32 protein-coding genes are annotated in these 26,993 nt (G+C 71.2%); 16 read left to right on the forward strand and 16 right to left on the reverse strand.

Going from position 1 to position 26,993, the window contains the following annotated elements:
- Window positions 1–55 precede the first annotated feature (55 nt).
- Window positions 56–787 carry an SOS response-associated peptidase gene (locus HP507_RS12210; protein WP_175352065.1) on the reverse strand — a complete coding sequence of 244 codons (732 nt, stop codon included), beginning with the start codon at window positions 785–787 and terminating at the stop codon, window positions 56–58.
- A gap of 34 nt (window positions 788–821) precedes the next feature.
- A complete protein-coding gene (locus HP507_RS12215; RefSeq protein ID WP_175352066.1) occupies window positions 822–1,634 on the reverse strand; it encodes a hypothetical protein in 813 nt (270 codons plus the stop codon).
- On the opposite strand from HP507_RS12215, the gene HP507_RS12220 reads away from it, so the two are divergent.
- Together HP507_RS12220 and HP507_RS12225 are read left to right on the forward strand one after the other, a co-directional pair.
- On the forward strand, window positions 1,633–2,058 hold the full coding sequence (locus HP507_RS12220; protein WP_175352067.1) for an organic hydroperoxide resistance protein: 426 nt from the start codon (window positions 1,633–1,635) through the stop codon (window positions 2,056–2,058). The genes HP507_RS12215 and HP507_RS12220 overlap by 2 nt on opposite strands.
- A gap of 9 nt (window positions 2,059–2,067) precedes the next feature.
- Window positions 2,068–2,454: a YchJ family protein gene (locus HP507_RS12225; RefSeq protein ID WP_175352068.1), complete on the forward strand. Its 387-nt coding sequence runs from the start codon at window positions 2,068–2,070 to the stop codon at window positions 2,452–2,454.
- Here the strand turns inward: HP507_RS12225 and HP507_RS12230 are convergent.
- Window positions 2,447–3,343: a shikimate dehydrogenase family protein gene (locus tag HP507_RS12230; RefSeq protein WP_175352069.1), complete on the reverse strand. Its 897-nt coding sequence runs from the start codon at window positions 3,341–3,343 to the stop codon at window positions 2,447–2,449. The genes HP507_RS12225 and HP507_RS12230 overlap by 8 nt on opposite strands.
- A 58-nt stretch (window positions 3,344–3,401) precedes the next feature.
- Between HP507_RS12230 and HP507_RS12235 the strand changes: the two genes are divergently transcribed.
- Window positions 3,402–4,412, forward strand: coding sequence for an iron-siderophore ABC transporter substrate-binding protein (locus tag HP507_RS12235; protein ID WP_271207297.1), 1,011 nt, complete (start codon window positions 3,402–3,404; stop codon window positions 4,410–4,412).
- Window positions 4,413–4,566: 154 nt separating this feature from the next.
- Here the strand turns inward: HP507_RS12235 and HP507_RS12240 are convergent, their stop codons facing one another.
- Window positions 4,567–4,971 (reverse strand): DUF1304 domain-containing protein, encoded by a 405-nt coding sequence (locus HP507_RS12240; protein ID WP_175352070.1) that lies wholly within the window; start codon window positions 4,969–4,971, stop codon window positions 4,567–4,569.
- Between the two features lie 99 nt (window positions 4,972–5,070).
- On the opposite strand from HP507_RS12240, the gene HP507_RS12245 reads away from it, so the two are divergent.
- A complete protein-coding gene (locus HP507_RS12245) occupies window positions 5,071–5,394 on the forward strand; it encodes a chorismate mutase (protein WP_175352071.1) in 324 nt (107 codons plus the stop codon).
- Window positions 5,391–6,470 carry a lactonase family protein gene (locus HP507_RS12250; RefSeq protein WP_175352072.1) on the forward strand — a complete coding sequence of 360 codons (1,080 nt, stop codon included), beginning with the start codon at window positions 5,391–5,393 and terminating at the stop codon, window positions 6,468–6,470. The genes HP507_RS12245 and HP507_RS12250 overlap by 4 nt, the downstream gene beginning before the upstream one ends.
- A gap of 140 nt (window positions 6,471–6,610) precedes the next feature.
- Here HP507_RS12250 and HP507_RS12255 read toward each other — a convergent pair whose 3' ends face one another.
- The 4 genes from HP507_RS12255 to purS are packed head-to-tail and all read right to left on the reverse strand — an operon-like array spanning window position 6,611 to window position 10,915.
- Complete coding sequence (locus HP507_RS12255; RefSeq protein ID WP_175352073.1) at window positions 6,611–7,531, reverse strand: 2-hydroxyacid dehydrogenase; 921 nt, start codon at window positions 7,529–7,531, stop codon at window positions 6,611–6,613.
- A 17-nt stretch (window positions 7,532–7,548) separates the two neighbouring features.
- The gene (gene purL, locus HP507_RS12260) at window positions 7,549–9,930 is read right to left on the reverse strand and encodes a phosphoribosylformylglycinamidine synthase subunit PurL (RefSeq protein ID WP_271207296.1); all 2,382 of its coding nucleotides are present in this window, start codon (window positions 9,928–9,930) and stop codon (window positions 7,549–7,551) included.
- Between the two features lie 32 nt (window positions 9,931–9,962).
- Window positions 9,963–10,658, reverse strand: coding sequence for a phosphoribosylformylglycinamidine synthase subunit PurQ (gene purQ / locus HP507_RS12265; protein ID WP_175352138.1), 696 nt, complete (start codon window positions 10,656–10,658; stop codon window positions 9,963–9,965).
- A 5-nt stretch (window positions 10,659–10,663) separates the two neighbouring features.
- Window positions 10,664–10,915, reverse strand: coding sequence for a phosphoribosylformylglycinamidine synthase subunit PurS (gene purS / locus HP507_RS12270; RefSeq protein WP_175352074.1), 252 nt, complete (start codon window positions 10,913–10,915; stop codon window positions 10,664–10,666).
- A gap of 147 nt (window positions 10,916–11,062) precedes the next feature.
- On the opposite strand from purS, the gene HP507_RS12275 reads away from it, so the two are divergent.
- Together HP507_RS12275 and HP507_RS12280 are read left to right on the forward strand one after the other, a co-directional pair.
- A complete protein-coding gene (locus tag HP507_RS12275) occupies window positions 11,063–11,677 on the forward strand; it encodes a PadR family transcriptional regulator (protein ID WP_175352075.1) in 615 nt (204 codons plus the stop codon).
- Window positions 11,674–13,245, forward strand: a complete 1,572-nt coding sequence (locus tag HP507_RS12280) for a DHA2 family efflux MFS transporter permease subunit (protein WP_175352076.1) — start codon at window positions 11,674–11,676, stop codon at window positions 13,243–13,245. The genes HP507_RS12275 and HP507_RS12280 overlap by 4 nt, the downstream gene beginning before the upstream one ends.
- 11 nt (window positions 13,246–13,256) lie before the next feature.
- On the opposite strand, the gene HP507_RS12285 is transcribed toward HP507_RS12280, so the two are convergent.
- The gene (locus HP507_RS12285) at window positions 13,257–14,087 is read right to left on the reverse strand and encodes a cytochrome c oxidase assembly protein (RefSeq protein WP_338085063.1); all 831 of its coding nucleotides are present in this window, start codon (window positions 14,085–14,087) and stop codon (window positions 13,257–13,259) included.
- A gap of 223 nt (window positions 14,088–14,310) precedes the next feature.
- Here HP507_RS12285 and HP507_RS12290 point away from each other — a divergent pair, with 223 nt between their 5' ends.
- Both HP507_RS12290 and HP507_RS12295 read left to right on the forward strand, forming a co-directional pair.
- Complete coding sequence (locus HP507_RS12290) at window positions 14,311–14,754, forward strand: Fur family transcriptional regulator (RefSeq protein ID WP_175352078.1); 444 nt, start codon at window positions 14,311–14,313, stop codon at window positions 14,752–14,754.
- Window positions 14,755–14,829: 75 nt separating this feature from the next.
- Complete coding sequence (locus HP507_RS12295; RefSeq protein ID WP_175352079.1) at window positions 14,830–16,335, forward strand: catalase; 1,506 nt, start codon at window positions 14,830–14,832, stop codon at window positions 16,333–16,335.
- 74 nt (window positions 16,336–16,409) lie between these two features.
- Here the strand turns inward: HP507_RS12295 and HP507_RS12300 are convergent, their stop codons facing one another.
- Complete coding sequence (locus HP507_RS12300; RefSeq protein WP_175352080.1) at window positions 16,410–16,976, reverse strand: GNAT family N-acetyltransferase; 567 nt, start codon at window positions 16,974–16,976, stop codon at window positions 16,410–16,412.
- Between the two features lie 104 nt (window positions 16,977–17,080).
- Here HP507_RS12300 and HP507_RS12305 point away from each other — a divergent pair, with 104 nt between their 5' ends.
- The 5 genes from HP507_RS12305 to HP507_RS12325 all read left to right on the forward strand — a co-directional run bounded on the left by HP507_RS12305 (window position 17,081) and on the right by HP507_RS12325 (window position 20,707).
- Complete coding sequence (locus HP507_RS12305) at window positions 17,081–17,365, forward strand: hypothetical protein (protein ID WP_175352081.1); 285 nt, start codon at window positions 17,081–17,083, stop codon at window positions 17,363–17,365.
- A 36-nt stretch (window positions 17,366–17,401) separates the two neighbouring features.
- Window positions 17,402–17,971 (forward strand): hypothetical protein, encoded by a 570-nt coding sequence (locus HP507_RS12310; protein WP_175352082.1) that lies wholly within the window; start codon window positions 17,402–17,404, stop codon window positions 17,969–17,971.
- Window positions 17,972–18,108: 137 nt separating this feature from the next.
- Window positions 18,109–19,014 carry a peptidoglycan-binding domain-containing protein gene (locus HP507_RS12315; RefSeq protein ID WP_175352083.1) on the forward strand — a complete coding sequence of 302 codons (906 nt, stop codon included), beginning with the start codon at window positions 18,109–18,111 and terminating at the stop codon, window positions 19,012–19,014.
- Entirely contained in the window at window positions 19,005–19,607 is a 603-nt protein-coding gene (locus HP507_RS12320) for an ABC transporter ATP-binding protein (protein WP_175352084.1), read from the forward strand. Before HP507_RS12315 ends, HP507_RS12320 begins: the two co-directional genes overlap by 10 nt.
- Before the next feature lie 23 nt (window positions 19,608–19,630).
- The gene (locus HP507_RS12325; RefSeq protein ID WP_175352085.1) at window positions 19,631–20,707 is read left to right on the forward strand and encodes a hypothetical protein; all 1,077 of its coding nucleotides are present in this window, start codon (window positions 19,631–19,633) and stop codon (window positions 20,705–20,707) included.
- A 27-nt stretch (window positions 20,708–20,734) separates the two neighbouring features.
- On the opposite strand, the gene HP507_RS12330 is transcribed toward HP507_RS12325, so the two are convergent.
- Complete coding sequence (locus tag HP507_RS12330) at window positions 20,735–21,595, reverse strand: VOC family protein (protein WP_254701096.1); 861 nt, start codon at window positions 21,593–21,595, stop codon at window positions 20,735–20,737.
- Between the two features lie 225 nt (window positions 21,596–21,820).
- On the opposite strand from HP507_RS12330, the gene HP507_RS12335 reads away from it, so the two are divergent.
- Together HP507_RS12335 and lepB are read left to right on the forward strand one after the other, a co-directional pair.
- Window positions 21,821–22,318 (forward strand): hypothetical protein, encoded by a 498-nt coding sequence (locus tag HP507_RS12335; RefSeq protein ID WP_175352086.1) that lies wholly within the window; start codon window positions 21,821–21,823, stop codon window positions 22,316–22,318.
- A complete protein-coding gene (gene lepB / locus HP507_RS12340; protein ID WP_175352087.1) occupies window positions 22,315–22,947 on the forward strand; it encodes a signal peptidase I in 633 nt (210 codons plus the stop codon). Before HP507_RS12335 ends, lepB begins: the two co-directional genes overlap by 4 nt.
- 14 nt (window positions 22,948–22,961) lie before the next feature.
- On the opposite strand, the gene HP507_RS12345 is transcribed toward lepB, so the two are convergent.
- From HP507_RS12345 to HP507_RS12365, 5 genes are all read right to left on the reverse strand, one after another.
- Complete coding sequence (locus HP507_RS12345; protein ID WP_175352088.1) at window positions 22,962–23,285, reverse strand: hypothetical protein; 324 nt, start codon at window positions 23,283–23,285, stop codon at window positions 22,962–22,964.
- A gap of 67 nt (window positions 23,286–23,352) precedes the next feature.
- The gene (locus HP507_RS12350; protein ID WP_175352089.1) at window positions 23,353–23,979 is read right to left on the reverse strand and encodes a response regulator transcription factor; all 627 of its coding nucleotides are present in this window, start codon (window positions 23,977–23,979) and stop codon (window positions 23,353–23,355) included.
- Window positions 23,976–25,232, reverse strand: coding sequence for a sensor histidine kinase (locus tag HP507_RS12355; RefSeq protein ID WP_175352090.1), 1,257 nt, complete (start codon window positions 25,230–25,232; stop codon window positions 23,976–23,978). Before HP507_RS12355 ends, HP507_RS12350 begins: the two co-directional genes overlap by 4 nt.
- Before the next feature lie 23 nt (window positions 25,233–25,255).
- Window positions 25,256–26,053, reverse strand: coding sequence for an ABC transporter permease (locus tag HP507_RS12360; RefSeq protein WP_175352091.1), 798 nt, complete (start codon window positions 26,051–26,053; stop codon window positions 25,256–25,258).
- The gene (locus HP507_RS12365; RefSeq protein WP_175352092.1) at window positions 26,050–26,976 is read right to left on the reverse strand and encodes an ABC transporter ATP-binding protein; all 927 of its coding nucleotides are present in this window, start codon (window positions 26,974–26,976) and stop codon (window positions 26,050–26,052) included. The genes HP507_RS12360 and HP507_RS12365 overlap by 4 nt, the downstream gene beginning before the upstream one ends.
- Between the last annotated feature and the right edge of the window lie 17 nt (window positions 26,977–26,993).

Here is a 26,993-nt window from a genome sequence, read left to right on the forward strand (position 1 = left end):
CACGTGATCCGGGCCTCCAGTCCATCGGGCTGTCCCTCGGGGCGGCGGCGCCGCCCTACGCAACCCGCTCGATGAGCTGGGGTCCGTCGTTCTTCACACTGTTCACAGCACGGGACACCTCGTACTGCTCCAGCCCCGCGGCGACCGTGAGTGACTCGCGGTCGAGCAGCGCCAGCAGGTCGTCCGCGCCGAGGCCGCCGTCGAGCCAGTCGTCGTAGCCGTCGGGCGTCAGGAACGCCGGCATCCGGTCGTGCACCTCGCCCGGGGCGACGTGGGCGTCCCGCGTGATGATCGCGAGCGACAGCCGCCACTTGTCCGGGTCACCCTCGGGCTTGGTCGGGTCGGGCCAGGCGCTCACGACACCGGCCATCGCCAGGGCACCGCCGGGTTCGTGGACGAAGTGCGGCTCCTTGCCGTCCTCGCGCACCACCCACTCGTAGTACCCCTGCGCCGGCACGATGCACCGGTTCGTCGCGAAGGCGCGCTTGAACATGCCGCTCGTCGCCACGGACTCGATGCGAGCGTTGATCGGCTTCGGGCGCTGCTTCTGGAAGTCCTTCGACCAGGACGGCACGAAGCCCCAGCTGATCCGGGGGAGTTCCCGCTGCCCGTGCCGCTGCCGTACCGCGAACACCTCGTCCGTCGGAGCCACGTTCCAGCTCGGCACGAGGCCGGTGCCGACCACGCCGGTGTCCTCGTCGACGTGCTCGGTCCGGTCGGCGAGTTCACCGATGAGTTCCGGCAGCAGATCGGCCGTGGTGTCGGAGACGACGAACCTTCCACACATGCAGCCCAGTGTGCCCGTCGCCACCGACACCGGTTCACTCCCCGGGCAGCCTGATCTTCGACCCCAGGGGATCACGTCGCCGGCTCGCGCGGGGAGCGGCCGCGTCCTCGGGAGGCGGTGGGGCCGCGAGGGCAGCGAGCCGGGCCCGCTCGGTCCTGCCGAGCAGGCGCACCATGCCCGGCAGGGCGAAGACGTACATGATCGTCGACGCCGTCGACACGAAGTGCCACCCGCCCACGATGAGCGCGGTGACCCCCAGCAGTGCGACGCCGAGCGTGAGCGGACCGAACCGCGTCATCCGTCGGATCAGGGCGCGCTGGACGAGGGGGACGTCGGTCAGGACCGCCTCCCGGTCCACGCTCTCGACCGGTCGCGGCCGGGCGCTGAAGTACGGCTGAACCGGCTCCCGGGCGGCGAGTCGTTCGTCAGGGCGCACCGGCCGGCCGTTGATGGTCGCGGCCGGATCAGGGGAGGTCGCCTTCGGGAAGCAGGCGAAGACGAGGAGCCCTGCGGCGCCCGCAACCAGGACGACGGCCAGGGTGGGGCGGACCGCGGTGTCGCCGGCCCACCGGAACACGACCTGCAGCACGACGAGACCGATGAGCACGAGGGTCGCGGCGGCTGCCGAGATCCAGGCGGCGCGGCGGAAGCGTCCACGGTCGATCGCGTCGTCGAAGCGCGTCCGGAACACCTGCCACCCGAGCTTGAACACGAGGTTCCTTCTACTCGGCGCGGGCTGCGACCCACCCCGGACACGCCCGACGGTCTGCCCGGCGCCCGGCCTTGCTGCCCGCTGTTCCGGGGCGTTCCAGCACTCGTACAGGAACGCACGATGCGGTCGGACCATGAGTCTCGACATCGTCTACACCGCAGCCGCCCACGCCACCGGCGGAGGCCGTGACGGTCACGTGCGCAGCGAGGACGACCGCCTCGACCTCGACACGCGACCGCCGAAGGAGATGGGCGGCAGCGGTGAGGGCACGAACCCGGAGCAGCTGTTCGCCGCCGGCTACGCCGCGTGCTTCCTCGGTGCGCTGCACGCCGCCGGCAAGGAGCTCGACGTCGACACGACCGACGCGGAGGTCTCGGCCGAGGTCGGCATCGGCGGTAACGGGCAGGGCGGCTTCGGCCTCGCGGTCGAGCTCGACGTGTACGCCCCCTCCGCTCCTCCGGAGCAGCGCCGTCGGCTCGCCGAGCGCGCGCACGAGATCTGCCCCTACTCGAACGCCACCCGCGGCAACATCACGGTCGCGCTGGCCATCGTCGACTAGCGTTCCGGCGTGGTCACCGAGGAGTCGCGCTGCCCCTGCCTGAGCGGCAACCCCTACGGCGCGTGCTGCGGACCCCTGCACGCCGGGGCCGTGGCACCGACCGCCGAGCGGCTCATGCGGTCACGGTTCAGCGCGTTCGCGCTCGGCCTGCCCGAGTACCTGCTGCTCACGTGGCACCCCCGGACGCGGCCGGGCACGCTCGAACTGGACGCGGACCAGCGCTGGACGCGGTTGGACATCGTCTCGACGCGCTCTGGAGGCCCGTTCGACTCCCGGGGCACGGTCGCGTTCCGAGCATGGTGGCGTTCCGACAGCGAGCGCGGAACGCTCGAGGAGACGAGCGAGTTCGTGCGCGAGAACGGGCGCTGGTACTACGTGGACGGCGTGGTCAGCTGAGCGGCCGCTCGCCGATCGGACGTTCGTCGCCGATTGTCGGTGGCAGGCCCACGGAGGCGCGCATCGCCCGGCGCACGTCGGCCTCGGCCGGCAGGAGCTCGTCCTGGTCGCCGGTGAGGAAGAAACGGATCTGCCCGAGCGCCTGCTCGGCAAGCATGTCGAGGCCGTTCAACACCCGGCCACCGGCAGCCGCCCACCGGGTCGACGCCGCGGTCGGCCACGGCTCGTACGCGACGTCGAACAGCACGGCGTCCGGGCCGGACGGCACGAGCTCGAGGTCGTCGGCCGCGCCACCGGGCAGGGTCGAGACGACGAACCCGTGGTGCGTGCCCGGGAGTTCGGACAGGGGGAGCACCTCGAGCGAGACCCCGAGCCGGACGGCCAGGTCGACGAGCGCGCCGGCCTTCGCGGTGTCGCGGAGGAACAGCCGCACCAGGGTCGCCCCGAGTCGGACGGCCGCGGTCAGTGCGCTCGTCGCGGTCGCTCCGCCACCCAGGATCGTCGCCTCGCCGGGCAGGTGCCCGAGCGCCTCGACCGGTCGCACGAGCCCTTCGACGTCGGTGTTCGCGCCGTACCGCAGGACGGTGTCGCCCGAGGTCCGGAACGCGATCGTGTTCGCGACCCCGAGCTCGTCGACGAGCGGGGTCGTCCGGTCGAGCATGGGCAGCACCTCGCGCTTGAGCGGCATGGTGAGGCTCAGCCCGCGCCATTCCGGACCCAGCCCCGCGACGAACGCGTCCAGACCGCCGGACGCGACCTCGTGCCTCCCGTACGTGAACGGCACCCCGAGCACGTCGTAGGCCGCTGCGTGCAACGTGGGGGAGAGCGAGTGCGCGATGGGTGAGCCGAGCACCGCGAGGCGGGTGCGGCCGGGGTCGGTGTACGCCACGGTGAGTCAGCCTATCCAGGCGTTCTCCGTACCCGTTCCTTAGGTTAGGCTTACCTACGTGATCCGTACTCCTCACCGTCTCCGCCGAGTGGTCGCCGCAGTAGGCGCCGTCGTCGCAGCGTCCCTCGTCCTCGCCGGTTGCGCCTCCGGTTCCGGTTCGTCGTCCTCCTCCTCGTCCTTCTCAGGGTCATCGGACGGCGCGTTCCCGGTGTCGATCACGACCGCCCTCGGCACCACGAAGATCGACTCGCAGCCGAAGCGTGTCGTCGCCCTCGGCTGGGGCGACGCCGAGACGGCGCTCGAACTCGGTGTGCAGCCCGTCGGCGCGAGCGACTGGCTCGCCTTCGGCGGTGACGGCGTCGGACCGTGGCTGAAGGGTGCCTACACGAAGTCGCCGAAGATCATCCAGACGCTCGAGCCGAGCTACGAGGACATCCTCAAGCTCAAGCCCGACGTGATCCTCGACGTGAAGTCCTCGGGCGACAAGGACCGCTACGCCAAGCTGTCCGCGATCGCGCCGACCGTGGCGATCCCGAAGGGCGGGGAGAACTACCTCGCCTCGACGTCGCAGCAGGTCGACATGATCGCGAAGGCGCTCGGCAAGGAGTCCGAGGGCAAGAAGCTGCTGTCCGGCCTCGACGACGCCTACGCTTCCGCACGCAAGGCCCACCCCGAGTTCACGGGCAAGTCCGCCGTCGTCGGTGCGTACACGTCCGACGGGTTCGGTGCCTACGCCTCCACGGACAGCCGCTCCACGTTCATGCGGAACCTCGGCTTCACGATCCCGAAGGCCATCGACGAGCAGGCGGGCAAGGCGTTCTCGGTGCACCTGTCGGACGAGAACCTCGACCTGCTGAACGCCGACCTGACGCTGATCCTGCCGATCTACGTCGATGCGTCGAAGGCCGAGTCGGACCCGCTGTTCCAGAAGGTCCCGTCGGTCGAGGCCGGGCACGCGATCGTGTTCGACGACCCTGACGTCTCGTCGGCGTTCTCGATGGGCACGACGGCCGCGATCGAGTGGGCGCTGAAGAAGCTGCCCGACGAGTTCGCCGCGAAGCTCGGCTGACGCCGGGCGCCGGGCGCCGGGCCGTCTCCCGCGAAAGCGACAGGGTGCCGCCGGAGTTCGGCGGCACCCTGTCGCTTTCGCGTGCGGGACGGGGCGCGTGTGCGGCAGCCTGTCGCTTTCGCGTGACCGTGCGGGACGGGACTCGCCGCCGCGGTCAGGCGCCGAACGTCGACCCGAGGAACGCGAAGAGCAGGGCGATCAGCGGGAACGACCCCTGCACGAACGCCGAGTTGAGGTAGCGGCGGCCCGTCCCGGCGAGGATCACCGCGGCGCCGAGCATCGACGCCGTCGAGAACACGACGAGCGTCCACCCGCTCGCACCGTTGCCCGCCGCCACCAGCACGACACCGAGCACCGCACCGATCGCCAGGAACAGGTTGTAGAAGCCCTGGTTGAACGCGAGCGACCGGGTCGCCTGCACCTCGGTCTCCGACGACAACCCGAAGATCCGACGCACCCTGGGGCTCGTCCAGGCGACAGACTCGAGGAAGAAGATGTAGACGTGCACGAGGCCCGCGAGGACCGCGAACACGCTCGAGATCACGAGCAGGACCGACATGGCCTCCATTCTCGCAGTTCCGACGGTGCTCAGGTCCCGCCCAGGTTCGGCAGGCGTAACCGACACCTGCCGAGCAGCCGCGGCCGTTAGGCTCGGAGCATGAGCGACGACGACACCAGGCCCGAGTACGACCCGGCGGCCGTCGCCGAGCTGGGCAGCATCCGGCAGAGCATCGACAACATCGACGCCGCCGTGATCCACATGCTCGCCGAGCGCTTCAAGTACACGCAGCGGGTCGGTTACCTCAAGGCGGCCGCGGGGATGCCGCCCGCAGACCCGGGACGCGAGCAGATCCAGGTCGCCCGGCTGCGGTCGCTCGCCGCCGAGTCGCACCTCGACCCCGCCTTCGCCGAGAAGTTCCTCAACTTCATCGTCGCCGAGGTCATCCACCACCACGAGCAGATTGCCGGCGGCGACGAGTGAGCGGCACGCTCCCGACGCTGCTCGTCGGCTCGTACACGGCCACCGGTGGCGGGAACGCGACGGGGATCTCGATGATCGCGGGCGGCGCGGCTGACGCGTCGGCGGACGTCCGGACCGTCGCCGTCATCGACGACCCGTCGTTCCTCGCGGTCTCCGGCGACCGGGTGTACGCGGTCTCCGAGACCGTCGACGGGAGCGTCTCCGCGTTCCGCCGCGCCGGCTCGGCGCTCGAGCACCTCTGGGACGCGCCCTCCGGCGGGGACGCCCCCTGCCACGTGCAGGTCGACCCGTCCGGCACGCTCGTCGTCACCAACTACGTCTCCGGAACCGTCACCGCGGTCTCGCTCGCGGCCGCCGAGTCGCACTCCGCCTCGGTGCTCGCCAGCGACGGCGTCGTGGGGACGCACGGCAGCGACGACCGCGTGAACGTGCCCGACTCAGCCGTCGTCACCGAGGTCCTGCCCGACGTCAGCGGACCGGTGCAGGACCGGCAGGAGGGTCCGCACGCACACCAGTCGATCGCGACGCCGGACGGCACCGTGCTCGTCGCCGACCTGGGCGGTGATGCGCTGCACGAGTTCCGGATCACCGGTGCCCCGGCCATCGAACGGGTCCGCGTGCACCACCTCGCCCCGGGTGTCGGTCCGAGGCACCTGGCGTGGTACGACGGGGACCTCATCGTGGCGGGCGAGTTGGACGGGCGCGTGCACCGGCTTCGCCGTGACGAGTCCGGGTCGCTCGTGGTCGTCGCCTCAGCGGCGACCTTCGACGGTGAGGTCGGCGGATCGCTCCTCAGCCACGTCGAGGTCGACGAAGCCGGGCGGGTGTACGTCGCGGTGCGTGGCCGGGACCTCGTCGTCGTGCTCGACGCGTCCGACGGCGGGCTCACGCTCGTCGGCTCGGCGTCGTCCGGTGGCGTGTGGCCGCGGCACTTCGCGCGGGTGCCCGGGTTCGTCCTGGTCGCCAACCAGCTGTCCGATGCGATCGCCGTGCTCCCCGTCGGCGACGACGGCGTGCCCGGCGAGGCGGTCGCGCAGATCCCGGTCGGCACGCCGACCTGCGTCGTCCCGGTCTGAGCACCGGTCGTCGTCCTGGAGGCGCGGCTCCTGTCACCGGGATCGGTCCGACCGAGCGCATGGACGCGTCCGACCCCCTCGTCCCCGGCCCGCCACCGCTCGGCGAGCACCTGCGGCGTCGCCGAGAACGGGCCCGGTGATCAGGGCTCGATGAGGTTCTCGAACGGGCGCCCCTCGGCCAGCGCGGCCACCTGGCGACGCATGAGCTCGATCGAGCGCGGCACGCTGAGGTCGGTGTTCCCGCCGACGTGCGGCGTGAGGACCGTGTTCGGCGTCGTCCAGAGCGGGTGTCCCGCGGGGAGCGGCTCGGGGTCGGTGACGTCCAGCGCTGCCGAGAGTCGACCGGACCGCAGCTCGGCGACCAGGGCGTCGGTGTCGACGACCTTGCCGCGGGAGACGTTCACCACGAGGGCGCCGTCAGGCAGGGCACCGAGCAGGTCGGCGTCCACCAGCCGCTCGGTCTCGTCCGTCAGGGGTGTGATCAGCACGAGCGCGTCGGTGTGGGCGGCCAGCGCCGGCAGCTCGTCGAACGCGTGCACCTGCCGGCCGTCCTGCTCCCGGGCGGTCCGTGCGACGACGGTCACCTCGGTGCGGAACGCCTCGAACCGCGTGGCGATCGCCGAGCCGATCGCCCCGTAGCCGACCACCGTCACGCGGCGGTCGGCCAGGGAACGGGTCGTCCGGGCGTCCCAGACACCGTTCGCACGGTCGGCCTGGAACGCCCCGAGCTCCCGGAGCGACGTGAGCGCGAGCCCGACGGCGAGTTCTGCGGTCTCGTCGTCGTGGATGCCGCGGCCGTTCGCGAGCTGCGCGTGCCCGGGCACGTGCGGGACGGCGTGCTCGTACCCGGCGCTCGGCAGCTGCAGGAGCCGCAGGTTCGGCAGGTCGTGCACGTACTGCCAGCGGTGCCGTCCAGCGAAGTAGAACGGCAGGAGCGTGACGGCGACGTCGGCGCCGCGCGGGTACGGCCCCTCGACGTCCCACACGTCCAGCTCGACGCCGTCCGGCACGGGGCCGAACCGGTCGACGAGCTCCGCGAACGGCAGCGTGACGATCGGCATCCTGCGGGCCCCGCGGGTCAGGCGTCGGTGCGCGGCGAGAACGTGCCGTCGGAGTCGAGCGGACCGCGGCCGACGTAGCCCTCGGTGACGTCCTCGACGATGACGTCGCCGAAGCGGCTGGGCAGCGTCGCGCGGTGCGTACCGCGGAGTTCGTCGAGGGTCGCTTCGAACGCGCCCTGCACCTCGAGCGACCCGCTCGTGGCGTCCGTGACGCCGATGCGGAGCACCGGGAAGCCACGGCCGTCGCAGAGGCCCTGGAAGCGGACGTCGTCCTCGCGCCGGACGGTCACGATGACGCGGCCGGTCGACTCCGAGAACAGAGCGGTGGCCGTGTCGATGCCGTCGCGGGCCTCGACCTCGTCGAGCACGACGCGGGCGCCGATGCCGAACCGCAGCACCGACTCGGCGAGGGACTGGCCGAGGCCGCCGTCCGCGAGGTCGTGGGCGCTGGTGAGCAGCTGCTCGTTCGCCGCGGCGTGCAGGAGGTCCGCGAGGGCCTTCTCACGCTCGAGGTCGACCGCCGGCGGACGACCGCCGAGGTGGCCGTGCACGGTGCCGGCCCAGGCCGAACCGTCCAGCTCGAGCGAGGTGGTGCCGAGCAGGTAGATGTTGTGTCCGTCGTCCTGCCAGCCGGAGGGCACGCGCAGCGCGACGTCGTCGATCACACCGAGGACACCGACGACCGGGGTCGGGTGGATCGGGGTGGTGCCGGTCTGGTTGTAGAACGACACGTTCCCGCCGGTGACCGGGATGCCGAGTTCCATGCAGCCGTCCGCGAGGCCCTCGACGGCCTCGGAGAACTGCCACATGACCTCGGGGTTCTCCGGGGAGCCGAAGTTCAGGCAGTCGGTCACGGCGGCCGGGACGGCACCGGTGACGGCGACGTTGCGGTACGCCTCGGCGAGGGCGAGGCGCGCGCCCTGCTTCGGGTCGAGGTAGCAGTAGCGGCCGTTCGCGTCGGTCGCGATCGTCACGCCGAGCCCGGACTCCTCGTCGACGCGGATCATGCCGCCGTCGTCGGGGAAGGAGAGTGCGGTGTTGCCGAGCACGTAGGTGTCGTACTGGTTCGTCACCCAGTTCTTCGACGCCAGGTTCGGGGAGCCGAGCAGGCTGAGGAACTGCGCCTTGAGCGCGGGGCCGTCGGTCGGGCGCTCGAGGGAGGCGGCGGAGTCGGCCTGCAGCGCGTCGATCCAGGTGGGGTAGGCGACCGGACGGTCGTACACCGGGCCGTCGACGGCGACGGTCCGCGGGTCGACGTTGACGATCTCCTGGCCCTGCCAGTCGATGACGAGACGGCCGGTGCCGGTGACCTCGCCGAGGACGCTGGTCTCGACCTCCCACTTGCGCACGACCGCGAGGAACTCGTCGAGCTTCTCGGGGCGGACGACCGCCATCATCCGCTCCTGGCTCTCCGACATGAGGATCTCCTCGGCGGTGAGCGTGGGGTCGCGCAGCAGGACGTCGTCGAGCGAGATGTGCATCCCGCCGTCACCGTTCGAGGCGAGCTCCGAGGTGGCGCAGGAGATGCCGGCGGCCCCGAGGTCCTGGATGCCCTCGACCAGTTCCTTCTGGAACAGCTCGAGGCAGCACTCGATGAGGACCTTCTCGGCGAACGGGTCGCCGACCTGGACCGCCGGACGCTTGGTCGGGCCGCCCTCGGTGAAGGTGTCCGAAGCGAGGATCGACGCGCCGCCGATGCCGTCGCCACCCGTGCGGGCGCCGAACAGCACGACCTTGTTGCCGGCGCCGGAGGCGTTCGCGAGGTGGAGGTCCTCGTGCCGGAGGACACCGACCGCGAGGGCGTTGACCAGCGGGTTGCCCTGGTACACCGGGTCGAAGTAGGTCTCGCCGCCGATGTTCGGCAGGCCGAGGCAGTTGCCGTAGAACGAGATGCCGCCGACGACGCCGTGCACGACGCGCGCCGTGTCCTCGTGGTCGATCTCGCCGAAGCGGAGCTGGTCCATCACGGCGACCGGCCGTGCACCCATCGAGATGATGTCGCGGACGATGCCGCCGACACCCGTCGCAGCGCCCTGGTACGGCTCGACGTAGGACGGGTGGTTGTGCGACTCGACCTTGAAGGTCACCGCCCAGCCGTTGCCGACGTCGATGACGCCGGCGTTCTCGCCCATGCCGACCATCAGGTTCTTCGTCATCTCCGGCGTGACCTTCTTGCCGAACTGACGGAGGTAATTCTTCGACGACTTGTACGAGCAGTGCTCGGACCACATCACGGAGTACATCGCCAGTTCGCCCGAGGTGGGGCGGCGGCCGAGGATCTCGCGGATCTTCGCGTACTCGTCCGCCTTCAGCCCGAGCGCCTCGTACGGCTGCTCCTTGTCGGGCGTGGCAGCGGCGTCCTGCACGGTGTCGGGCTTCGGGCGCACGAAAGTCGTCACGGTGTTGTCGTTCCCTGTCACTGGAGTCGCGGTCACTTGACGAGCGTCGACTCGATCACGGAGGTGAAGAAGGTGAGGCCGTCCGTTCCGGAGGCCATGGCGGCGGCGGTGTCCGGGCCGAAGCCGGGCTCCGTCGCGTGCTCGGGGTGCGGCATGAGGCCGACGACGTTGCCGCGCTCGTTCGAGACGCCGGCGATGTCGTCGATCGACCCGTTCGGGTTCACGCCGACGTAGCGGAACACGACCTGGCCGTTGTCCTCGATGCGCTTGATCTCGTCGGCGTCGGCCACGAAGCGGCCGTCGGCGTTCTTCAGCGGGATGGTGATCTCCTGCTGCGCGGTGAAACCCGAGGTCCATGCGGTCGAGGTGGTCTCGACGCGGAGCTTCTGGTCGCGTCGGATGAACTGCTGGTGGGCGTTGCGGGTGTGGGCCCCGGGGACCAGGCGGGCCTCGGCCAGCATCTGGAAGCCGTTGCAGATGCCGAGTACGGGCATGCCCTTGCCGGCAGCGTCGATGACCTCGGCCATGATCGGGGCCTTCGCGGCGATGGCACCGGCACGGAGGTAGTCGCCGTAGGAGAACCCGCCGGGGAGCACGATCGCGTCGACGCCCTGCAGGTCGTGGTCGCCGTGCCAGAGGGCGACGGGTTCGGCGCCGGCGAGGCGGACCGCGCGCTGGGCGTCGCGGTCGTCGAGCGAGCCCGGGAAGGTGATGACGCCGATCCGCATCGAGGTCACTCGTCCCCGACCGTCACGGACACGACGTCCTCGATCACGGCGTTGGAGAACACGTCGGACGCGATCTCGCGGACCTCCGCGAGCTTCGCGTCGTCGATCGGTCCGTCGACGGTCACCTCGAAGCGCTTGCCGATCCGGACGTTGGTCAGGTCGGCCTTGCCGAGACGGGCGAGCGCGTTGCCCACCGCCTTGCCCTGGGGGTCGAGGATCTCGGCCTTCGGCATGACCTCGACGACGATCGTTGGCACGTGTTCACTCCAGCACTTCAGGGGATGGGTGGGACACCACCAGTCTACGGGGCGTGCGCGCCACGCCGGAGCACGTTGCGAGTCACTCCTCCAACGCGTATATTCCAATTCGAATAGACGGTTTGGAACACCATACAGGAGGCACGGATGGCGTCGCTCACGCCCCTCGCGTTCGCCGCGCTCGGGCTCCTCAACGAGGCCCCCATGCACCCGTACGAGATGTTCCAGACGATGCTGCAGCGTCGCGAGGACGAGAACGTCAAGGTCCGCCCCGGCACGCTCTACCACCAGATCGGGCGGCTGGTGGACCTCGGGTTCGCAGAGGCGCTCGGCACGGCGCGTGAGGGCAACCGGCCGGAACGCACGACCTACGCGATCACCGACCACGGGCGCACCGAGCTCCAGGCCGGGCTCCGTCGGATGATCGCGGAGCCGGCGGACGAGTACCCGGAGTTCCAGCTCGCCGTCTCGCACGTCGACAACCTGAGCGCCGCGGACGCCGTCACCGCCCTGCGGACGCGCGCGGAAGCGCTCCGCGACCAGCGTGCCGAGTACGACGAGGCCGCCACGGGCCTCCAGGCCAAGCATCTGGCCGAGCGCTTCTGGCTGGACGTGTCGTACGTCCGTGCCATGCTCCAGGCGCAGATCGAGTGGCTCTCCACCACGGCCGACCGCATCGCGAGCGGCGACATCCCCTGGGACGGCCCGGCCGTCCCCGAAGACACAGACATCCCCACGAACAGCAAGGAACCCACTCGATGACCATCGTCACGCGCCCGCGGACGACCGAGAAGAAGCCGTGGCCCGCCCTCTGGGCACTCGTCGTCGGCTTCTTCATGATCCTCGTCGACTCGACCATCGTGTCGGTCGCCACCCCCACCATCGCCCAGAAGCTCGACGCGGACATCAACTCGGTCATCTGGGTGACGAGTGCCTACCTGCTCGCGTACGCCGTCCCGCTGCTCATCACCGGTCGACTCGGCGACCGCTTCGGCCCGAAGATGCTGTACCAGGCCGGTCTCGTGGTCTTCACGCTCTCGAGCCTCTGGTGCGGTCTCGCCGGGTCGATCGAGATCCTCATCGTCGCCCGCGTCGTGCAGGGTCTCGGCGCCGCGATGATGACCCCGCAGACCATGGCGGTCATCACCCGCATCTTCCCGCCGCAGAACCGCGGAGCCGCCATGGGACTCTGGGGCGCGGTGGCCGGTGTCGCCTCCCTCGTGGGCCCGATCGTCGGTGGCCTGCTCGTCGACGGCTTCGGCTGGGAGTGGATCTTCTTCGTCAACGTCCCGGTCGGCGTGGTCGCCTTCGTGCTCGCGCAGCGCTTCGTCCCGACGTTCGAGCGGCACGGACACCGGTTCGACTCCCTCGGCATCGTGCTGAGTGCCGTCGGCATGTTCCTGCTCGTGTTCGGCATCCAGGAGGGCGAGACCTACGACTGGGGCGTCATCACCGGCGTGATCTCGGTGTGGTCGCTCATCATCGCGGGTCTCGTGGTGCTCGCCGCGTTCGTCGTCTGGCAGGGCGTGCAGAAGGGCGAGCCGCTGCTCCCGCTCGGACTCTTCAAGGACCGCAACTTCACGCTCGCGAACATCGCGATCACCGCGGTCGGCGTCGCGATCTCCTCGTTCGCCCTGCCCATCATGCTGTGGGCGCAGGACGTGCTCACGTTCAGCCCGACGCAGTCCGCGCTGCTGCTCGTCCCGCAGGCCATCCTCTCCGCCGGACTCGCGCCGCTGGTCGGCAAGAACCTGCACCGCTGGAACGCCCGCTGGGTCGCCGCGTTCGGACTCGCCTGCTTCTCCGGCGCGCTCTTCTGGTTCGGGTCGCTGCTGTCGTCCGGTGCAGACTGGGGCTGGGTGCTGCTCCCGTCCACGCTCCTGGGCCTCGCCAACGCGTGCATGTGGGGACCACTGTCCGTCTCCGCGACGCGCAACCTGCCGCCGAAGCTCGCCGGTGCCGGTTCGGGCGTGTACAACACCACCCGGCAGATCGGTGCGGTCCTCGGCTCCGCCGGGATCGCGGCTCTGATCGAGGCGCGCATCACGGCGAACTTCCCCGCGTCCACCGGTGGCACGAGCGCCGGCGGTGCGGAGCAGCAGGTCGGCGCGCTCCCGGGTTTCCTGCAGCAGCCGTTCGCCACCGCCATGGGGCAGTCCCTCGTGCTGCCGGCCGTGGTGCTGGTCATCGCGATCGTCGCGGCCCTGTTCCTGGCGAAGCCGAAGCAGACCGTCGCCTGGCAGCAGACGGGGTCCGTCGCGACCCAGCCCGCCACCCACGACGAAGAGCTGGCGGCTGCCGACCACCACGGCAAGCACGCGGGTGCGTAGCCCGCAGGGACTCACCCGCGGCGCTGCAGGTGCGCCCGGGTGAGCTCCTCCATCTCCTCGTCGCTGAGCGCGTCGACCGTGCGGGCCTCCCGCCGGTCGGTGCGCTGCCACCGGATGAACAGGGAGATGAGCACGGGGACGTCCGCCACCTCGGCGATGAACCAGAGCAGGTCGCCAGCCAGGTGCTGATCGCGCAGGGGCGACGGGAACCACGGTTGCCCGACCGCCTGGACGAGCGATCCGTCGAGCACGTGGTTCGACACCCGGAGCACGATGCCCGGGATCGCGTCCGCCAAGAGCTCGACGAAGGCGAGCAGGAACTCGACCGTGACGAACGTCGAGGACCGCAGGACCCCGGGCTCGGACAGGGGCGTCAGCAGGGTGAACCCGAGCATCGGCACGAGCACGGTGATGACCGTCGCGCAGACCGGTGACTCGCGGATCGTCGCCGAGAGCGGGGTGAGCAGGACGCAGAACAGCGCGAGGGCGATCAGTGGCGACACGATCGCGTTGCCGAGGAACCGTGCCGGGCGCGACGCGAGCAGGGCGGAGGCGGTCCGCGCGAGGCGAGCCGGGCCTCCAGTCCGGAGCAGCGAGACCGGCGCGGCGAACGCGGCGAAGGTGGGGACCGCGAAGAACAGCAGGGCCAACCGCAGCACGAAGGCCCACCGCAGGTCGCGGTCGTGCACGCCGACGATGCCGAACTGCAGGATCCCGAACAGGACGAGCGCACCGAGGAACGCGAGGCTGCGCCACCACGGCCACCGGCTGCCGCGTCGGGCGGCCCCGACCACCCACCAGCCGTAGGTGACGGCCGCGACGACGATGAGGGCCGTGGCCAGCGGGTCGAACTGCCAGGTGCTCCAGAACTCGGGTGTCGACGGCGTGGGGTGCCTCCTGCGGGTCGTGCTGCCGAGGACAATCCTCCGCCCGCTCCCCGGTTCGCAGGGGGCGTGAGCGGTGAGAACCGGTTCAGATCCGGGAGGCGCCGGTGGCGGGTGAGGGGCTGCCGGGCTGGTGTACAGTGGTTGCGTTGTCTTGATCTCTGCAAAAGAAAGGCTCAGCATGGACGTCGACGCCGACCTGCTCCGCGCCTCCGGACTCCGGGTCACGACACCGCGGCTCGCCGTCCTCCGGGCGACGGAGACGATGCCGCACGCGACCGCCGACGACATCGTCACGGCACTCGCCGCGGAACTCCCGACGACGAGCCACCAGGCCGTCTACGGCGTCCTCGCCGCGCTGACCGGCGTCGGACTGGTCCGGCGCATCGAGCCCGCCGGCAGTCCCGCGCGCTACGAGCGGCGGACCGGCGACAACCACCACCACATCGTCTGCACGATGTGCGGCGCGATCGAGGACGTCGACTGCGCCGTCGGGCACGCGCCCTGCCTCACCCCGTCCGAGACGCACGGCTTCGCGGTGACCACCGCCGAGGTCACCTACTGGGGCATCTGCGAACGGTGTGCCGCGGCCGAGCGCGACGACGCGGAGCCCCTCCCGGCGTGATCGCCGACGCGATGCGCCCCCACGAGCAACCCGAGCATCCCTGACCGAACCAACCGTTCCACCTGAGGAGGAACCGTGTCCGACCAGCACACGCCCACCACCACGACCAACAGCGGCGCACCCGTCTCGAGCGACCAGCACTCGATGGGTGTCGGCGCCGACGGCCCCCTCGCCCTCCACGACCACTACCTCGTCGAGAAGCTCGCCCAGTTCAACCGCGAGCGGGTGCCGGAGCGCGTCGTGCACGCCAAGGGCGGCGGCGCCTTCGGTACCTTCACCGTGACGCAGGACATCAGCCGGTACACCCGTGCCGCCTTCCTGCAGCCGGGCCAGACCACCGAGATGCTCGCCCGCTTCTCCTCCGTCGCCGGCGAGCAGGGGTCCCCGGACACCTGGCGCGACCCCCGCGGCTTCGCGCTGAAGTTCTACACGACCGAGGGCAACTACGACCTCGTCGGCAACAACACCCCGGTGTTCTTCCTCCGCGACGGCATCAAGTTCCCGGACTTCATCCGCTCGCAGAAGCGCCTGCCGGGCTCGCACCTCCGCGACCACGACATGCAGTGGGACTTCTGGACGCTCTCGCCCGAGTCGGCGCACCAGGTGACGTGGCTGATGGGCGACCGTGGCCTCCCCGCGAGCTGGCGGAACATGGACGGCTTCGGCTCCCACACGTACCAGTGGATCAACGCCGAGGGCGAGCGCTTCTGGGTGAAGTACCACTTCCTCACCGAGCAGGGCCACAAGACCCTCACGCAGGAGGACGCCGACCGCATCGCCGGCGAGGACGCGGACTTCCACATCCGCGACCTGCACGAGGCCATCGAGCGCGGCGACCACCCGCGATGGACCCTCAAGGTGCAGGTCATGCCCTACGCCGACGCCGAGAGCTACCGCTTCAACCCCTTCGACCTCACGAAGGTCTGGCCGCACGCCGACTACCCCCTCATCGAGGTGGGCACGATGGAGCTCAACCGCAACCCAGAGAACTACTTCGCGCAGATCGAGCAGGCGACGTTCGCCCCCTCGAACTTCGTTCCCGGCATCGCGGCGAGCCCGGACAAGATGCTCCTCGCGCGCATCTTCAGCTACGCGGACGCCCACCGCTACCGCGTCGGCACGAACCACGCGCAGCTGCCGGTGAACGCCCCGAAGAACGAGGTCCACTCGTACTCGAAGGACGGGGCGATGCGCTTCGACTTCCAGAAGTCCGAGGTCCCCGTGTACGCGCCGAACTCCCTCGGCGGCGCGCACGCCGACCACGGCGCGACCGACGACACCCCGGGCTGGGAGTCCGACGGCGCCCTGCAGCGCTCCGCCGCGACCCTCCACCCCGAGGACGACGACTTCGGCCAGGCCGGCACGCTCTACCGCGAGGTCCTCGACGCCGCCGCCCGCGAGCGCCTGGTCGGCAACATCGCCGGGCACGTCTCGAAGGTGACGCGCGATGACCTGCGCGAGCGCGTGTTCGCGTACTGGACGAACGTCGACGCCGACCTGGGCGCGCGCGTGCGCGCCGCGGTCGCGCCGAGCGCGCCGGGATCCAACGAGGACCCGGAGAAGGTCGCGGTCGAGGCGTAAGCCCCGATCTCCACGGACGGGAGGCGCGGTGCGGGTCCGACCCGCACCGCGCCTCCCGTCCGTCTGAAGCGGCTCTAGACCTGCTGGCCGTTCAGCCAGATCGGGCCGGCCGGCCAGTCCTCGAGGCGTTCCGCCACCGGGAGCACCATCCAGCCGCCCTGGTCCGTCATCGGGAGGCCGGCGCCCTCCGCGGTGAACGCGGTGTAGTCGGCGACGGCGTCGTCGAAGACGTGCCACCCGAGGTTTGCGTAGAACGGCACGCGGTTCTCGCCCGCACCGAGGAAGCCGTACGGCACCCCGAGCCCCTCGAGCACGGCGTGCGCGCGCTCCATGAGGTCGCGGCCCTTGCCCGTTCCCTGCAGCCGGGGTGACACCGCGACCAATCCCGTGTCCCCGACCAGGACGTCCCGCCCGCCGACGGTGATGAACATCCGGCGGATGCCGACGTGCGCGAGGACGACGCCGCCCGCGTCACGTGCAAGCACGCGCCGTTCGGGTTGCATGCCCGCCCAGCTGCGGCCGCCCACGTACCAGTGCGACCAGTCGGGGAAGGCCCGCCCCAGGAGCGCTGCGATCGCCTCGTGGTCGGGAAGCGACAGCGTGCTCTCCTCGACCACCTCCCACCGGATGTCGTCAGTCACGCGTCCATCCTGCCGGGTTCCGGCCTCCGCGGTTGCATCGGTCCACTGAACGGTAATACGTTAACGGCGGCACCGGGGTGGTGCCACAAGGAATGGGGAGATCGATGTCGATCAAGAACGTCGTGCTCGGTGCTGTTGTGCTCGGGACCGTGGTGGCCGGAGGGGTCGCGGTCGATACCGCGAGCGCGCCGGAGGCGAAGGCTGCCGCCTGTTGGGGGCAGATCACCCTCACGCAGGGCAAGAACTACACCGGGTGCGGTCGAGCACAGCACTTCAACCGCTTCAAGAACGGCACGTACGCGTGGGGCAACATCGTCGGCTCGAACGCCTGGTCGCGGCAGAAGCTCTGTTACGCGAACGTGGCTCAGTACGGAATGGTCAGGGCCTGACCTGTGCCCGTTGGTCGGCCAGTTCGGACAGTCCTGGTGTCCGTCTTGGTCGGGGCGCTTCTCACGGCGTGCTCGGCCGAGCCAGAGGGCCAAGGTCTCGCTCACGAGTCGTTTGCATCAGCGGGCCCCTGGGCTGAGGAGTTCGCCGCGTCCTCCGAGCACGCGAGCGAGTTCGAGACAGCGATCCTACGGGACGGAGTCATCACTCCAGCCGAGCTCGAGGAAGCCCAGAGCCGCAAGCGCCGGTGCATGCTCGATGCGGGGATCATCTGGGACATCTTCGACGATGGAACGTCGCAAGCCGAAGCGGCTGACGGTGGTGCGCTGGGGCCGACCGACGAGGTCCATGCGGTCTTGGACAGGTGTGCTCGACGCTTCGACCGAAGCGTCACCTATCTGTTCAACGAGATCCGGCGCAACCCGGAGAGGCAGGACGAGGCAAAGATCACCGTGACGTGTCTTCGCAACGCGGGCGTCGTCGGCCCGGAGTACGACGAGCTGCGCTGGCGCGCGGACGATGAGGAAGGAACCTATCCGTTCGACGTGTACGACGCTCGAGTTGAGGAGTGTCGGCTGGATCCACTCGGGCTCTGGCGGTCGCCGTGATGCGGCCCCCATCAGGGACACTCGTCGGGCTCGGGGCGATGTTCGTCGCCGCGGGGACCGCGGTGGTGTTGGTGGTGACGCTGCCCGTCGAAGCGCCGCAAGCGCTGCGGACGGCGACGCCTGCCACCACCGTTCGCGTGACCGAACGGTCGGACGCGGATGAGCGGCAGGTGCAGCTCGCCCTCGACACCGGAGCGCCGCGGGCCGTCGTGACCAGTCGGACCGGCACGGTGACCTCGTCCGCCTGCTCGACGGGAGCGACGCTCCGGAGCGGGGACGTCGTCGCTCGGGTCGACGGCGCTCCGGTCATCACGCTCGCGTCCGACGTCCCGCTGTGGCGCGACCTCGCCCTGAACGACGCGGGCGACGACGTCCGAGGCCTGCAGCGCGCACTCAACGCCGGCGGTGCCGGACTCAGCGTGGACGGTGTGCTCGGGAAGGCCACCCTGCACGCGGCGCGGCGGTTCCTCGTGGATCGCGGCGTACACCGGGACGAACTCCCGGACGCCGTCGTCCCGCGCGCGCCCTTCGGCTGGGTTCCCGCGGTCGAGAACACCGTCCGGACCTGTACCGCGGTCGTGGGAGCTCCGGTGGGACCGGACGGCGTGCTCGTGGAGCTCCCCGCCGAGTTGCGCGGCGCACGCATCGACTCGGTGCCGGTCGACCCCGTGCCCGGTGAGCGGCAGCTGCGAATCGGGCGCACCATGGCTGCGGTCGACGCGAGCGGTGTGGTGTCGTCGAGCGAAGCCCTCGCCGCAGTCGCCGCGCTCCCGGAGTACGCCGCGACCGTCGCATCGGCCGACGGTGTGCCGACGCTGCCGGTGACCTGGTCGCTGCGCCGGCCCCGCACGGTGCAGGTGGTCCCGCCGACTGCGTTGTTCGCGATCGAGGGCAACCGCGCCTGTGTCCAGCCGACGAGGGGCGACCCGATCGACGTCGAGGTCCTCGGGTCCGAGCTCGGTCAGTCCTTCGTCCGCGCGCCAGACGGTCGGACGCTCGACCGACTGCGCGCTGTACCCGATCGGACCCGCTCGTGTCGGTGACGCTCGAGGGTGTGGGGCACGGGTGGTCGACCGGATCGGAGCTGTTCCACGGGGTCGATCGCACCTTCGACGAGGGCACCGTCACCGCGCTCGTCGGACCGAGTGGATCGGGCAAGTCGACGCTCCTGGCGATCCTCGCGGGCATGCTCCGTCCGAGGCACGGAACGGTCCGGCGGCCGGACCACTGCCGCCCGCTGTGGGTGTTCCAGAACCCGTACGGCGTCGCACGCCGACGCGTGCTGGACCACGTCGCGATGCCGTTCCTCGCTCGCGGTGCCGACCGCCGGAGCGCCGACGTCCGGTCGTTCGAGGTGCTCGAGCGGTTCGGGCTCGGGCATCGAGCACACGCGCGCTTCGCCGAGCTCTCCGGCGGCGAAGCACAACGGCTCATGCTCGCGCGGGCGATCGCGAGCGCGCCGGACCTCATGCTCGTCGACGAGCCGACCGCGCAGCTCGACCGTTCGACGGCGGACGAGGTCAACCGGGCGATCGGGGCGTTGGCGGAGTCCGGGGTGGTGGTCGTCGTCGCGACGCACGACGAGGACACCCGGGCCGCGTGCGATGCCGTCCTCGACCTCGGGCGGTACCGGTGAGCACACGGGCGCCCGGGTGTCGGATGCGATCGAGTGAGGTCGTTCGCGAGGCGTGGCGGGACATCGCGTCGGGCGCGGCGTGGGCGGCCACGGCCGCGGTCGTCCTCGCCGTGCTCCTCGCCGGGATCGTGGGGCTCCGTGCGATGGGCGTCGTGGCGGACGTTCGTGCGGCGACCCGCTACGTGGCGAGCGGAGCCGCGACGACCGTGCAGCGCGCCGAGGGGCGGATCGACGGGCGGGTGTGCGACGCGCTCGGGGGTTCGGAAGGCGTCATCGCGTCCGGAGCGCTCCGCCGACTGGAACAGGGCGCGGTGCCCGCTGCGCTGCCGCGGTCGGCGGTCCCGACGTACGAGGTGACGGTCGGTGTGCTCGGCGTTCTCGGTGTGCCGGAGTCCGCCGGCTCGGTCGGGGTCGTCCTCTCACCAGCCGTGCACGATGCCCTGGGGCTCGGTCCCGGCGACGACCTCGCGATGACCTCCGGTTCCACCGTCACGGTGACCGGGGTGTACGCGTACCCGGACGATGGGCGCGATCCGGACCTCGAGTACGCGCTCCTCGCCCCGACCGCGGACGACGGCGAGCCGTTCGATGCGTGCTGGGTGACGGTGTGGCCGCTGCGCGACGACACGGTGCCGATGCTCCGTCGGGCGGTCCTGCCGGCGACCGGTGCGGAGGGGGAGGACCGGCCGACCGTGGGGCAGCTGAACCCGCGGCTCGGGGAGACGTTCGTCCGCTCGGGGGACGTACCGGCGGTCGTGCCCATGGCCGTGGCCGGCGCGACAGGTACCGCTGTGGGGGCCGCCGCCGTGATGCGTCGGCGCCTGTCGCTCGCGTCGGACCTGCACGTGGGAGTGCCCAGGAGCGCGCAGGTGGCCGGGATCGTCCTGCAGCACCTCGTGTGGGCCTCGGCGGCGGCGCTCGCCGCGGTGGCGACTGCGACGATCATCGTGCGTGGGCTGCCGGCGGACGACGCGGTGCCGATCGTGACCGCGGCAGTCGCAGTAGCCGTTGTCGGGGTCGTCGGGACGCTGGTCGGTGGAGCGCTCGCCGCGACGTCCGTCCGCGAACGGTCGCTGCACCGCTACTTCCGTGCCCGCTGACCATGACCGGCACCGCGGGCAGCGCCGTCAGCCGCGGTCGGGCGCGGTCACCTCGATGCGGTTCGCCCACGGGTCCTCGAACGCGACCGTCCGCCCGTCGTCGGCCGTCTGCACGCCCGTGTCGTGCATCCGCGCGATGAGCGCGCCGAGGTCGTCCGCGCCGGGCACCTCGATCCGGACGAGCCCCAGGCCGAGGGCGAGCCGGCGGCGCCCGGCCCCACGGGAGTTCCACGTGTTCATGGCCATGTGGTGGTGGTACCCGCCCGCGCTGACGAACAGTGCCTCGCCCCAGCCGGCGGTGGTGGCGAAACCGAGCTTGTCGACGTAGAACTCCTTCGCTCCGGCCACGTCGCCGACGGACAGGTGCACGTGCCCGACGCGCCCCGGACGCGCACCGGCGCCGTCGAGCGCGTCCTGTGTCAGGTGCTCCCGCAGGAACTCGTTCGGGTCGAGGGCGATCGTCGCCATGTCGACCATGCCGTGCGTCCAGGACCACTCGGTCCGGTCGCGGTCCCAGTACAGCTCGACGCCGTTGCCCTCGGGATCGGTGAAGTAGAAGGCGTTGCTGACGAGGTGGTCGGCGCTGCCGGTGAACGTCTGCGGGTACTTCGTCGCGACGGAGTAGAGCGCAGCGGCGAGGTCGGCCTTCGTGTCGAAGAGGATCGCGGTGTGGAACAGCCCGGCCTCGTGGGCGCCGGCGTGCCGCATCGACGGTGCGTGTTCGAGGACCACGATGGGCGTCGTGCCGCGCCCGAGCACGGCGACGCCGCCCTCGTTCGACAGGAGGGAGAGCCCCACGCCCTCGCGGTAGTAGCCGATCATCCGGTCGAGGTCCGCGACCCGGAGCGTCACGGCGCCCATCCCGGTGTCGGCGGCGAGGAGGTCCATCGTGTTCACGGGTCCAGTGTGCGCCGATCTAGGTGACACGTCAACTAAATGCTGGGGGTGATCGCGCCCGCACCCTGTGCCATGGCATCGCACTCGGTGTCCTGTCGGCGGAGCCGTGCAGACGGGGGCCAAGATGGAGGGATGCCACGCACACGACGACCGCCGGACCGGCCCCGAGGCCGTCGGGGCGGCCGACCGGACGGCGGCGGCGACTTTCCGGCCGGCATGGGCATCGAGCAGATGCGCGACCGGATGTCGTCCTACATCTACGGCAACATCACGGTGCTCGCAGCGGCGATCGCGGTCGACCCGGACGCGATCCACCACGGGTCGGCGGTCTGGGCGGTCCTCGGGACCGCCGTGCTCACGTACCTCGCGCACGTGCTCTCGCACCTCGTCGCGCACGGCTTCGGCGACGACGACTCCGCGTCGGACGATGCCCGCCGTGAGTCGGTCCTGACCATCGTGCGCAACGCGAACCCGATCGCGACGTCCGGCCTGATCCCCGCCGTGCTGTACGCGGTGGCGTGGATCGGTTGGCTCCCCGCGCCCTGGGCGCAGACCGCGGCGCTCGTGATCCTCGTCGTCCGCATCGGCATGGTCGGCGTGTTCATGCAGCGGTTCAGCGGGAAGCGCCCCACGTTCCTCGGCCTCTGGGGCGGCATCGTGCTCGCCGCGGTCGCCTTCGTCCTCGGATTCGTGAAGGTGGTGCTGACGCATTGAGCGAGCAGACCGTCCCGGCGCACAGCGCGGAGCCCCGGAAGCGTGCGGGGTGGAAGTTCCTCCGCGACCTCGTCATCATCGTCGTCGCGGCGCTGCTGGCGTCGTTCCTGGTGAAGACGTACCTCGTCCGGTCGTTCTACATCCCCTCGGCGTCGATGGAGAACACGCTCCTCATCGGTGACCGGGTGCTCGTCAACGAGCTCGTGCCCGGCGTCGTGCCGGTGCAGCGCGGGGACGTCGTCGTGTTCCAGGACCCGGGCGGCTGGCTCGGCACGGGGCAGGGGGACGACCTCATCAAGCGGGTGATCGGGCTGCCCGGCGACACCGTCTCGTGCTGCGACGCGCGGGGGCGGCTGTCGGTGAACGGGCATGCGGTCGACGAGTCGTACGTGGTCCTCCAGCCGGGCTCCGACCGGGTCTCGCTGCAGGACTTCTCCGTCACGGTGCCGAAGGGTCAGCTTTGGGTGATGGGCGACAACCGGTACGACTCAGCCGACTCCCGGGCACACGGGACGGTGCCGGTGTCGGACGTCGTCGGGCGCGCGTTCGTCACGACGTGGCCGGTGTCGCGGTGGACGGTCCTGTCACGGTACGGCGACGTGTGGGATCGGGTGCCGGACCCGTCCTGACCGGGTCGCCGTCGTCAGCAGCCCGTCGTCGTCAGGGTGACGCTGGCGACCGCGTCGTTCGTGACGGTCGTCTTCTGCGGGCAGAGCTCGCCCGCGCGGATCGTGACCTCGCCGAGGGGGACTCCTGCGAAGTCCGCGGTGCCGCCGGGGAACACCCGCTGGTGCTCGGAGAGCTTGCCGGTGGAAGCGGTGAACACCTTCACCTCGTACGCATGGTCGGCGGCGTTCGGAGAGACCGTGACGGAGACCTGGCCGGTGGAGTCGTGGGCGCCGCAGCCGGCGAGCGTCAGGACCGCGGCGGCGCCGAGGACGAACACGGGGACGACACGACGGAACACGTCGACAAGGCTACGCCGACCGTGACCGCACGCCGACCGTGACCGCACGCCGACCGCAACCGCGACCTCACGCCGACCCGAGCAGCCAGCCGTTGTCCGCCGCGATCCGGAGCGCTTCCGTGGCGTTCCGCGCCGCCGTCTTCCCGATCGCCGACGACAGGTGGTTCCGCACCGTGCCCTCGGACAGGTGCAGCGCGCCGGCCACCCCGGCCACGGTCGGCGCCGTGCGGAACGCGATGAGCACGTCGGTCTCCCGCGGGGTGAGCGGCGACGGTCCGGCGGCGAGCGACTCGGCGGCGAGCACGGGGTCCACGACGCGGAAGCCACCGGCGACTCGGCGGACGGCGTCGGCGAGCTGTTCGGCGGGGGTGTCCTTCACGACGAAGCCAGCGGCCCCGGCCTCGAGCGCACGGCGGAGGTACCCGGGCCGTCCGAACGTGGTCACGATGAGCGATCGGCAGGTCGGGAGTTCCCGGGCGAGCATCGCCGCGGCGGTGAGGCCGTCGGCGCCGGGCATCTCGACGTCGAGCAGGGCGACCGTGGCGTCGGAGGAACGGGCGGCGTCGAGCACCTCGTCACCGCGGGCGACCTGTGCAACCACGTCGATGTCCCGTTCGAGCGACAGCAGCGAGGCGAGGGCTCCGCGGACGAGCGCCTGGTCGTCGGCGAGCAGGACCCTGATCGTCTCGGTCATCGTCCGCCCCGCTCGACCCGGAGCAGGAACCCGCCGAGGTCGCTCGTGCCGGTGGTCAGGGCCGCCCCGACGGCGTCCGCCCGCTCTCGCAGGCCGCGCAGCCCGTTGCCTCCGGTGACGGTGAACGACTCGGCACCGGAGGGCACCGAACCGACCGGCCCCGTCCCGTCGTCGTCGATCGTCAGCGCGGTCCGCGTGAGCGACACCCGCACCCGGGCGGCGGAGGAGTGCCGGACGACGTTCGTGACGCCCTCGCGCAGGACCCACGCGAACAGGCTGCGCACGTCGTCGGCCGCAGCGTTCCCGTCCGGCGGGAGGACGGCATCGATCCCCGCGGCCGAGTGCGCCGCCCGGGCCGAGACGAGTTCGGCGTCGAGGTCGGCCTCCCGGTAGCCGCTGACGGCGTGCCGGAGTCCCTGCAGGGCCTCGCGGGAGAGCCGTTCGACGTCGTGCATCTCCGCCTTCGCCCGGGCGGGGTCGATCTCCACCAGGCGGGCGGCGAGTTCGGACTTCATGGCCACGATGGTGAGCGAGTGGCCGAGGACGTCGTGCAGGTCACGCGAGAACCGTGCGCGTTCCTCGACGACGGCGAGCCGGGTGATCTCGTCCTGCGCGACGCCGAGGCGCTGCTCGGCCTCGCGCTGTCGCCCGAAGAACAGCATGGAAGCGCCGACGGACACCGTGACGACGGGGGCGAACAGGATGCCACTGTCCACCGAGGCATCCCACCCCCGCGTCGCCGCCACGAGGAACTGCGCTCCGATGATCGCGAGGACGATCACGCCGGAGACCCAGAACCGCTGCGCGACGAACCCGGACAGGGCGGCGACGAGCAGCCACGTCCAGACCGCCAGAGGGCCCACGACGAGCAGGAGCAGCCCCGCGAGCACGCCGACGCCGACGACCACGACGACCCGGCCGCGGAGGCTCCGACGCCACATCGCCTCCGGCGCGAACAGGTACACGGCGTAGAAGGCGCACAGCGCGACGGAGGACCAGACGTGGTCCCGGAGGTCGCGGCCGTCGCTCCACACGGCGACGAACTCGAGCACCTGCCAGAGCAGCGCGAACACCGCTCCGCCGTACCAGCGCCGCCGACCGACGCGGATGTCCTCGTCGCTCGCGCCCGGCGCGACTGCCCACGGGAACGAGCGCGGGGCCGGTCGGGCAGTTCTGGCCGGTTGGGACGGCCGGGAGGCGCGGGGCGCGCCGTCCGCGCCCCGCGCCTCGGCCGTTCCGGTCGCCTCGGACATCGGTCCCAGCGTAGGGCCGTCGGTCACTGTCGTGCGGCGTCGCGGCGGTAGCGCCACACGATCACCGTGGCGAGGACGATCGCCCAGGCCGCCAGCACCATCGCGGGCTCGATCATGCCCGACGATCCGGTCGCGCCGGCTCCGGTCTGCCCGATGCGGTTCAGCCAGTAGGAGGGCAGCAGGTGCGCGACGCTCCCCATCCAGTCCGGCATGACCGAGAGCGGGACCCACAGGCCCCCGAGGATCGCCAAGCCCATGAACACCACCATGAAGAGTGGTTGTGCGAAGGACGGCTTGGCGAACTGCCCGATGAGGATCGCGATGAGCGCGAACGGGATCACCCCGCACCAGATACCGAACCCGGCCGCGATCCAGTGCGCCGGGTCGAGCGAGGCGTGCAGCCCGACGGTCGCGACCAGCACCGTGATGATGATCGACACCGCGGCGAAGGCCATCGCCGCGATCACCTTCGACACCATGAACCCCCAGCCGGACAGCGGTGTGACGCGGAGCTGCCGGTTCCAGCCGATCGACCGCTCGTTGACGATCGCGAACGCCTGGCTGAGCGCGGCCATCATCGCGCCGTAGGACGCCATCTGCAGAGTCGTCACCACGAGGTACTGCAGGTGCGTCGTCGGGTCCAGCTGCGACCCGAACGCCGAGCCGAACACGAGCAGCATGATCACCGGCACGGCGAAGGTGAACACCATCGCCCGGACGTTGCGGAGCTGCCGCTTCGTCTCGAGGTACACGTACCGGAACGGGAGACGTCCGGCCGTGGAACGAGCGGTGGCGGAGCGGGATGCGGCGACGGCGGTCATGCGAGGACTCCTCCGGAGACGGGTTCGGCAGTGCCGGGTTCGGCGGTGAGCGCCAGGAAGGCGTCGTCCATGGTCGAGGCGACCACCTGGATGTCGTGCGCCTGCGGGAACGCGGCGAGGAGGGCCCGGAGCGTCTCGTCGCTGCGGTCCGAGCGGAGCGTGACGGCGTCGTGCCGCGCCTCCAGGCCCACCACGCCCGGAAGACCGCGCAACGCGACGTGTTCGGCGGGGCCGACCCCGGAGAACCGGATCGCGCGCGTCGCGGTGATCGCCTTGATCTCGGCGGGTGTGCCGTCGGCGACCACGCGGCCGGAGCGCATGATGACGATGCGGTCGGCGAAGGTGTCGGCCTCGTCGAGGTAGTGCGTCGCGAAGACCACGGTGCGGCCCGCGTCGGTGAACTCGCGCATCGAGGACCAGAACGTGTGCCTGGCCTCGACGTCCATCGCGGCCGTCGGCTCGTCGAGGACGAGGAGGTCCGGGTCGGAGACCACGGCGACCGCGAAGCGCGCCCGCTGGAGCTGCCCGCCGGACAGCTTGTTGACCCGTCGACCGGCGATCTCCGTGCACCGGGCGCGGCGGAGGGCCTCGTCGACCGGCATCGGTCGACGGTGTGCGGCGGCGACCAGCGCGACCGCTTCGCGCACGGTCATGTCGGGCAGCAGCGCCCCGCCCTGCAGCATCGCGCCGACCCGGCCGGCGACGACGGCGACGCGTGGGTCCTCCCCGAACAGCAGCGCCTCGCCGGTGGTCGGGGTGGAGAGGCCGAGCGCGAGGTCGACCGTGGTGGTCTTGCCCGCGCCGTTCGGGCCGAGGAGGGCGACGACCTCGCCCGGACGGATCGTCAGGTCGACGCCGTCGACCGCGGCCACGGCGCCGAAGCGCTTGCGGAGGCCGCGGAGCTGGATGACCGGTGTGTTCATGGCTCCAGCCTCGCGTG

The sequence above is a fragment of the Curtobacterium pusillum genome (assembly GCF_013359865.1).
Taxonomy (GTDB): Bacteria; Actinomycetota; Actinomycetes; order Actinomycetales; family Microbacteriaceae; genus Curtobacterium; species Curtobacterium pusillum.

Bases quoted from the DNA above. Each gene is read 5' to 3' on its own strand.
- HP507_RS12210 (WP_175352065.1), bottom strand. From the start codon at position 787: ATGTGTGGAAGGTTCGTCGTCTCCGACACCACGGCCGATCTGCTGCCG.
- HP507_RS12220 (WP_175352067.1), top strand. From the start codon at position 1,633: ATGAGTCTCGACATCGTCTACACCGCAGCCGCCCACGCCACCGGCGGA.
- HP507_RS12215 (WP_175352066.1), bottom strand. From the start codon at position 1,634: ATGGTCCGACCGCATCGTGCGTTCCTGTACGAGTGCTGGAACGCCCCG.
- HP507_RS12240 (WP_175352070.1), bottom strand. From the start codon at position 4,971: ATGTCGGTCCTGCTCGTGATCTCGAGCGTGTTCGCGGTCCTCGCGGGC.
- HP507_RS12245 (WP_175352071.1), top strand. From the start codon at position 5,071: ATGAGCGACGACGACACCAGGCCCGAGTACGACCCGGCGGCCGTCGCC.
- HP507_RS12255 (WP_175352073.1), bottom strand. From the start codon at position 7,531: ATGCCGATCGTCACGCTGCCGTTCGCGGAGCTCGTCGACCGGTTCGGC.
- purQ (WP_175352138.1), bottom strand. From the start codon at position 10,658: ATGCGGATCGGCGTCATCACCTTCCCGGGCTCGCTCGACGACCGCGAC.
- HP507_RS12275 (WP_175352075.1), top strand. From the start codon at position 11,063: ATGGCGTCGCTCACGCCCCTCGCGTTCGCCGCGCTCGGGCTCCTCAAC.
- HP507_RS12280 (WP_175352076.1), top strand. From the start codon at position 11,674: ATGACCATCGTCACGCGCCCGCGGACGACCGAGAAGAAGCCGTGGCCC.
- HP507_RS12290 (WP_175352078.1), top strand. From the start codon at position 14,311: ATGGACGTCGACGCCGACCTGCTCCGCGCCTCCGGACTCCGGGTCACG.
- HP507_RS12305 (WP_175352081.1), top strand. From the start codon at position 17,081: ATGTCGATCAAGAACGTCGTGCTCGGTGCTGTTGTGCTCGGGACCGTG.
- HP507_RS12325 (WP_175352085.1), top strand. From the start codon at position 19,631: ATGCGATCGAGTGAGGTCGTTCGCGAGGCGTGGCGGGACATCGCGTCG.
- HP507_RS12330 (WP_254701096.1), bottom strand. From the start codon at position 21,595: ATGGACCTCCTCGCCGCCGACACCGGGATGGGCGCCGTGACGCTCCGG.
- HP507_RS12335 (WP_175352086.1), top strand. From the start codon at position 21,821: ATGGGCATCGAGCAGATGCGCGACCGGATGTCGTCCTACATCTACGGC.
- HP507_RS12350 (WP_175352089.1), bottom strand. From the start codon at position 23,979: ATGACCGAGACGATCAGGGTCCTGCTCGCCGACGACCAGGCGCTCGTC.
- HP507_RS12355 (WP_175352090.1), bottom strand. From the start codon at position 25,232: ATGTCCGAGGCGACCGGAACGGCCGAGGCGCGGGGCGCGGACGGCGCG.
- HP507_RS12360 (WP_175352091.1), bottom strand. From the start codon at position 26,053: ATGACCGCCGTCGCCGCATCCCGCTCCGCCACCGCTCGTTCCACGGCC.
- HP507_RS12365 (WP_175352092.1), bottom strand. From the start codon at position 26,976: ATGAACACACCGGTCATCCAGCTCCGCGGCCTCCGCAAGCGCTTCGGC.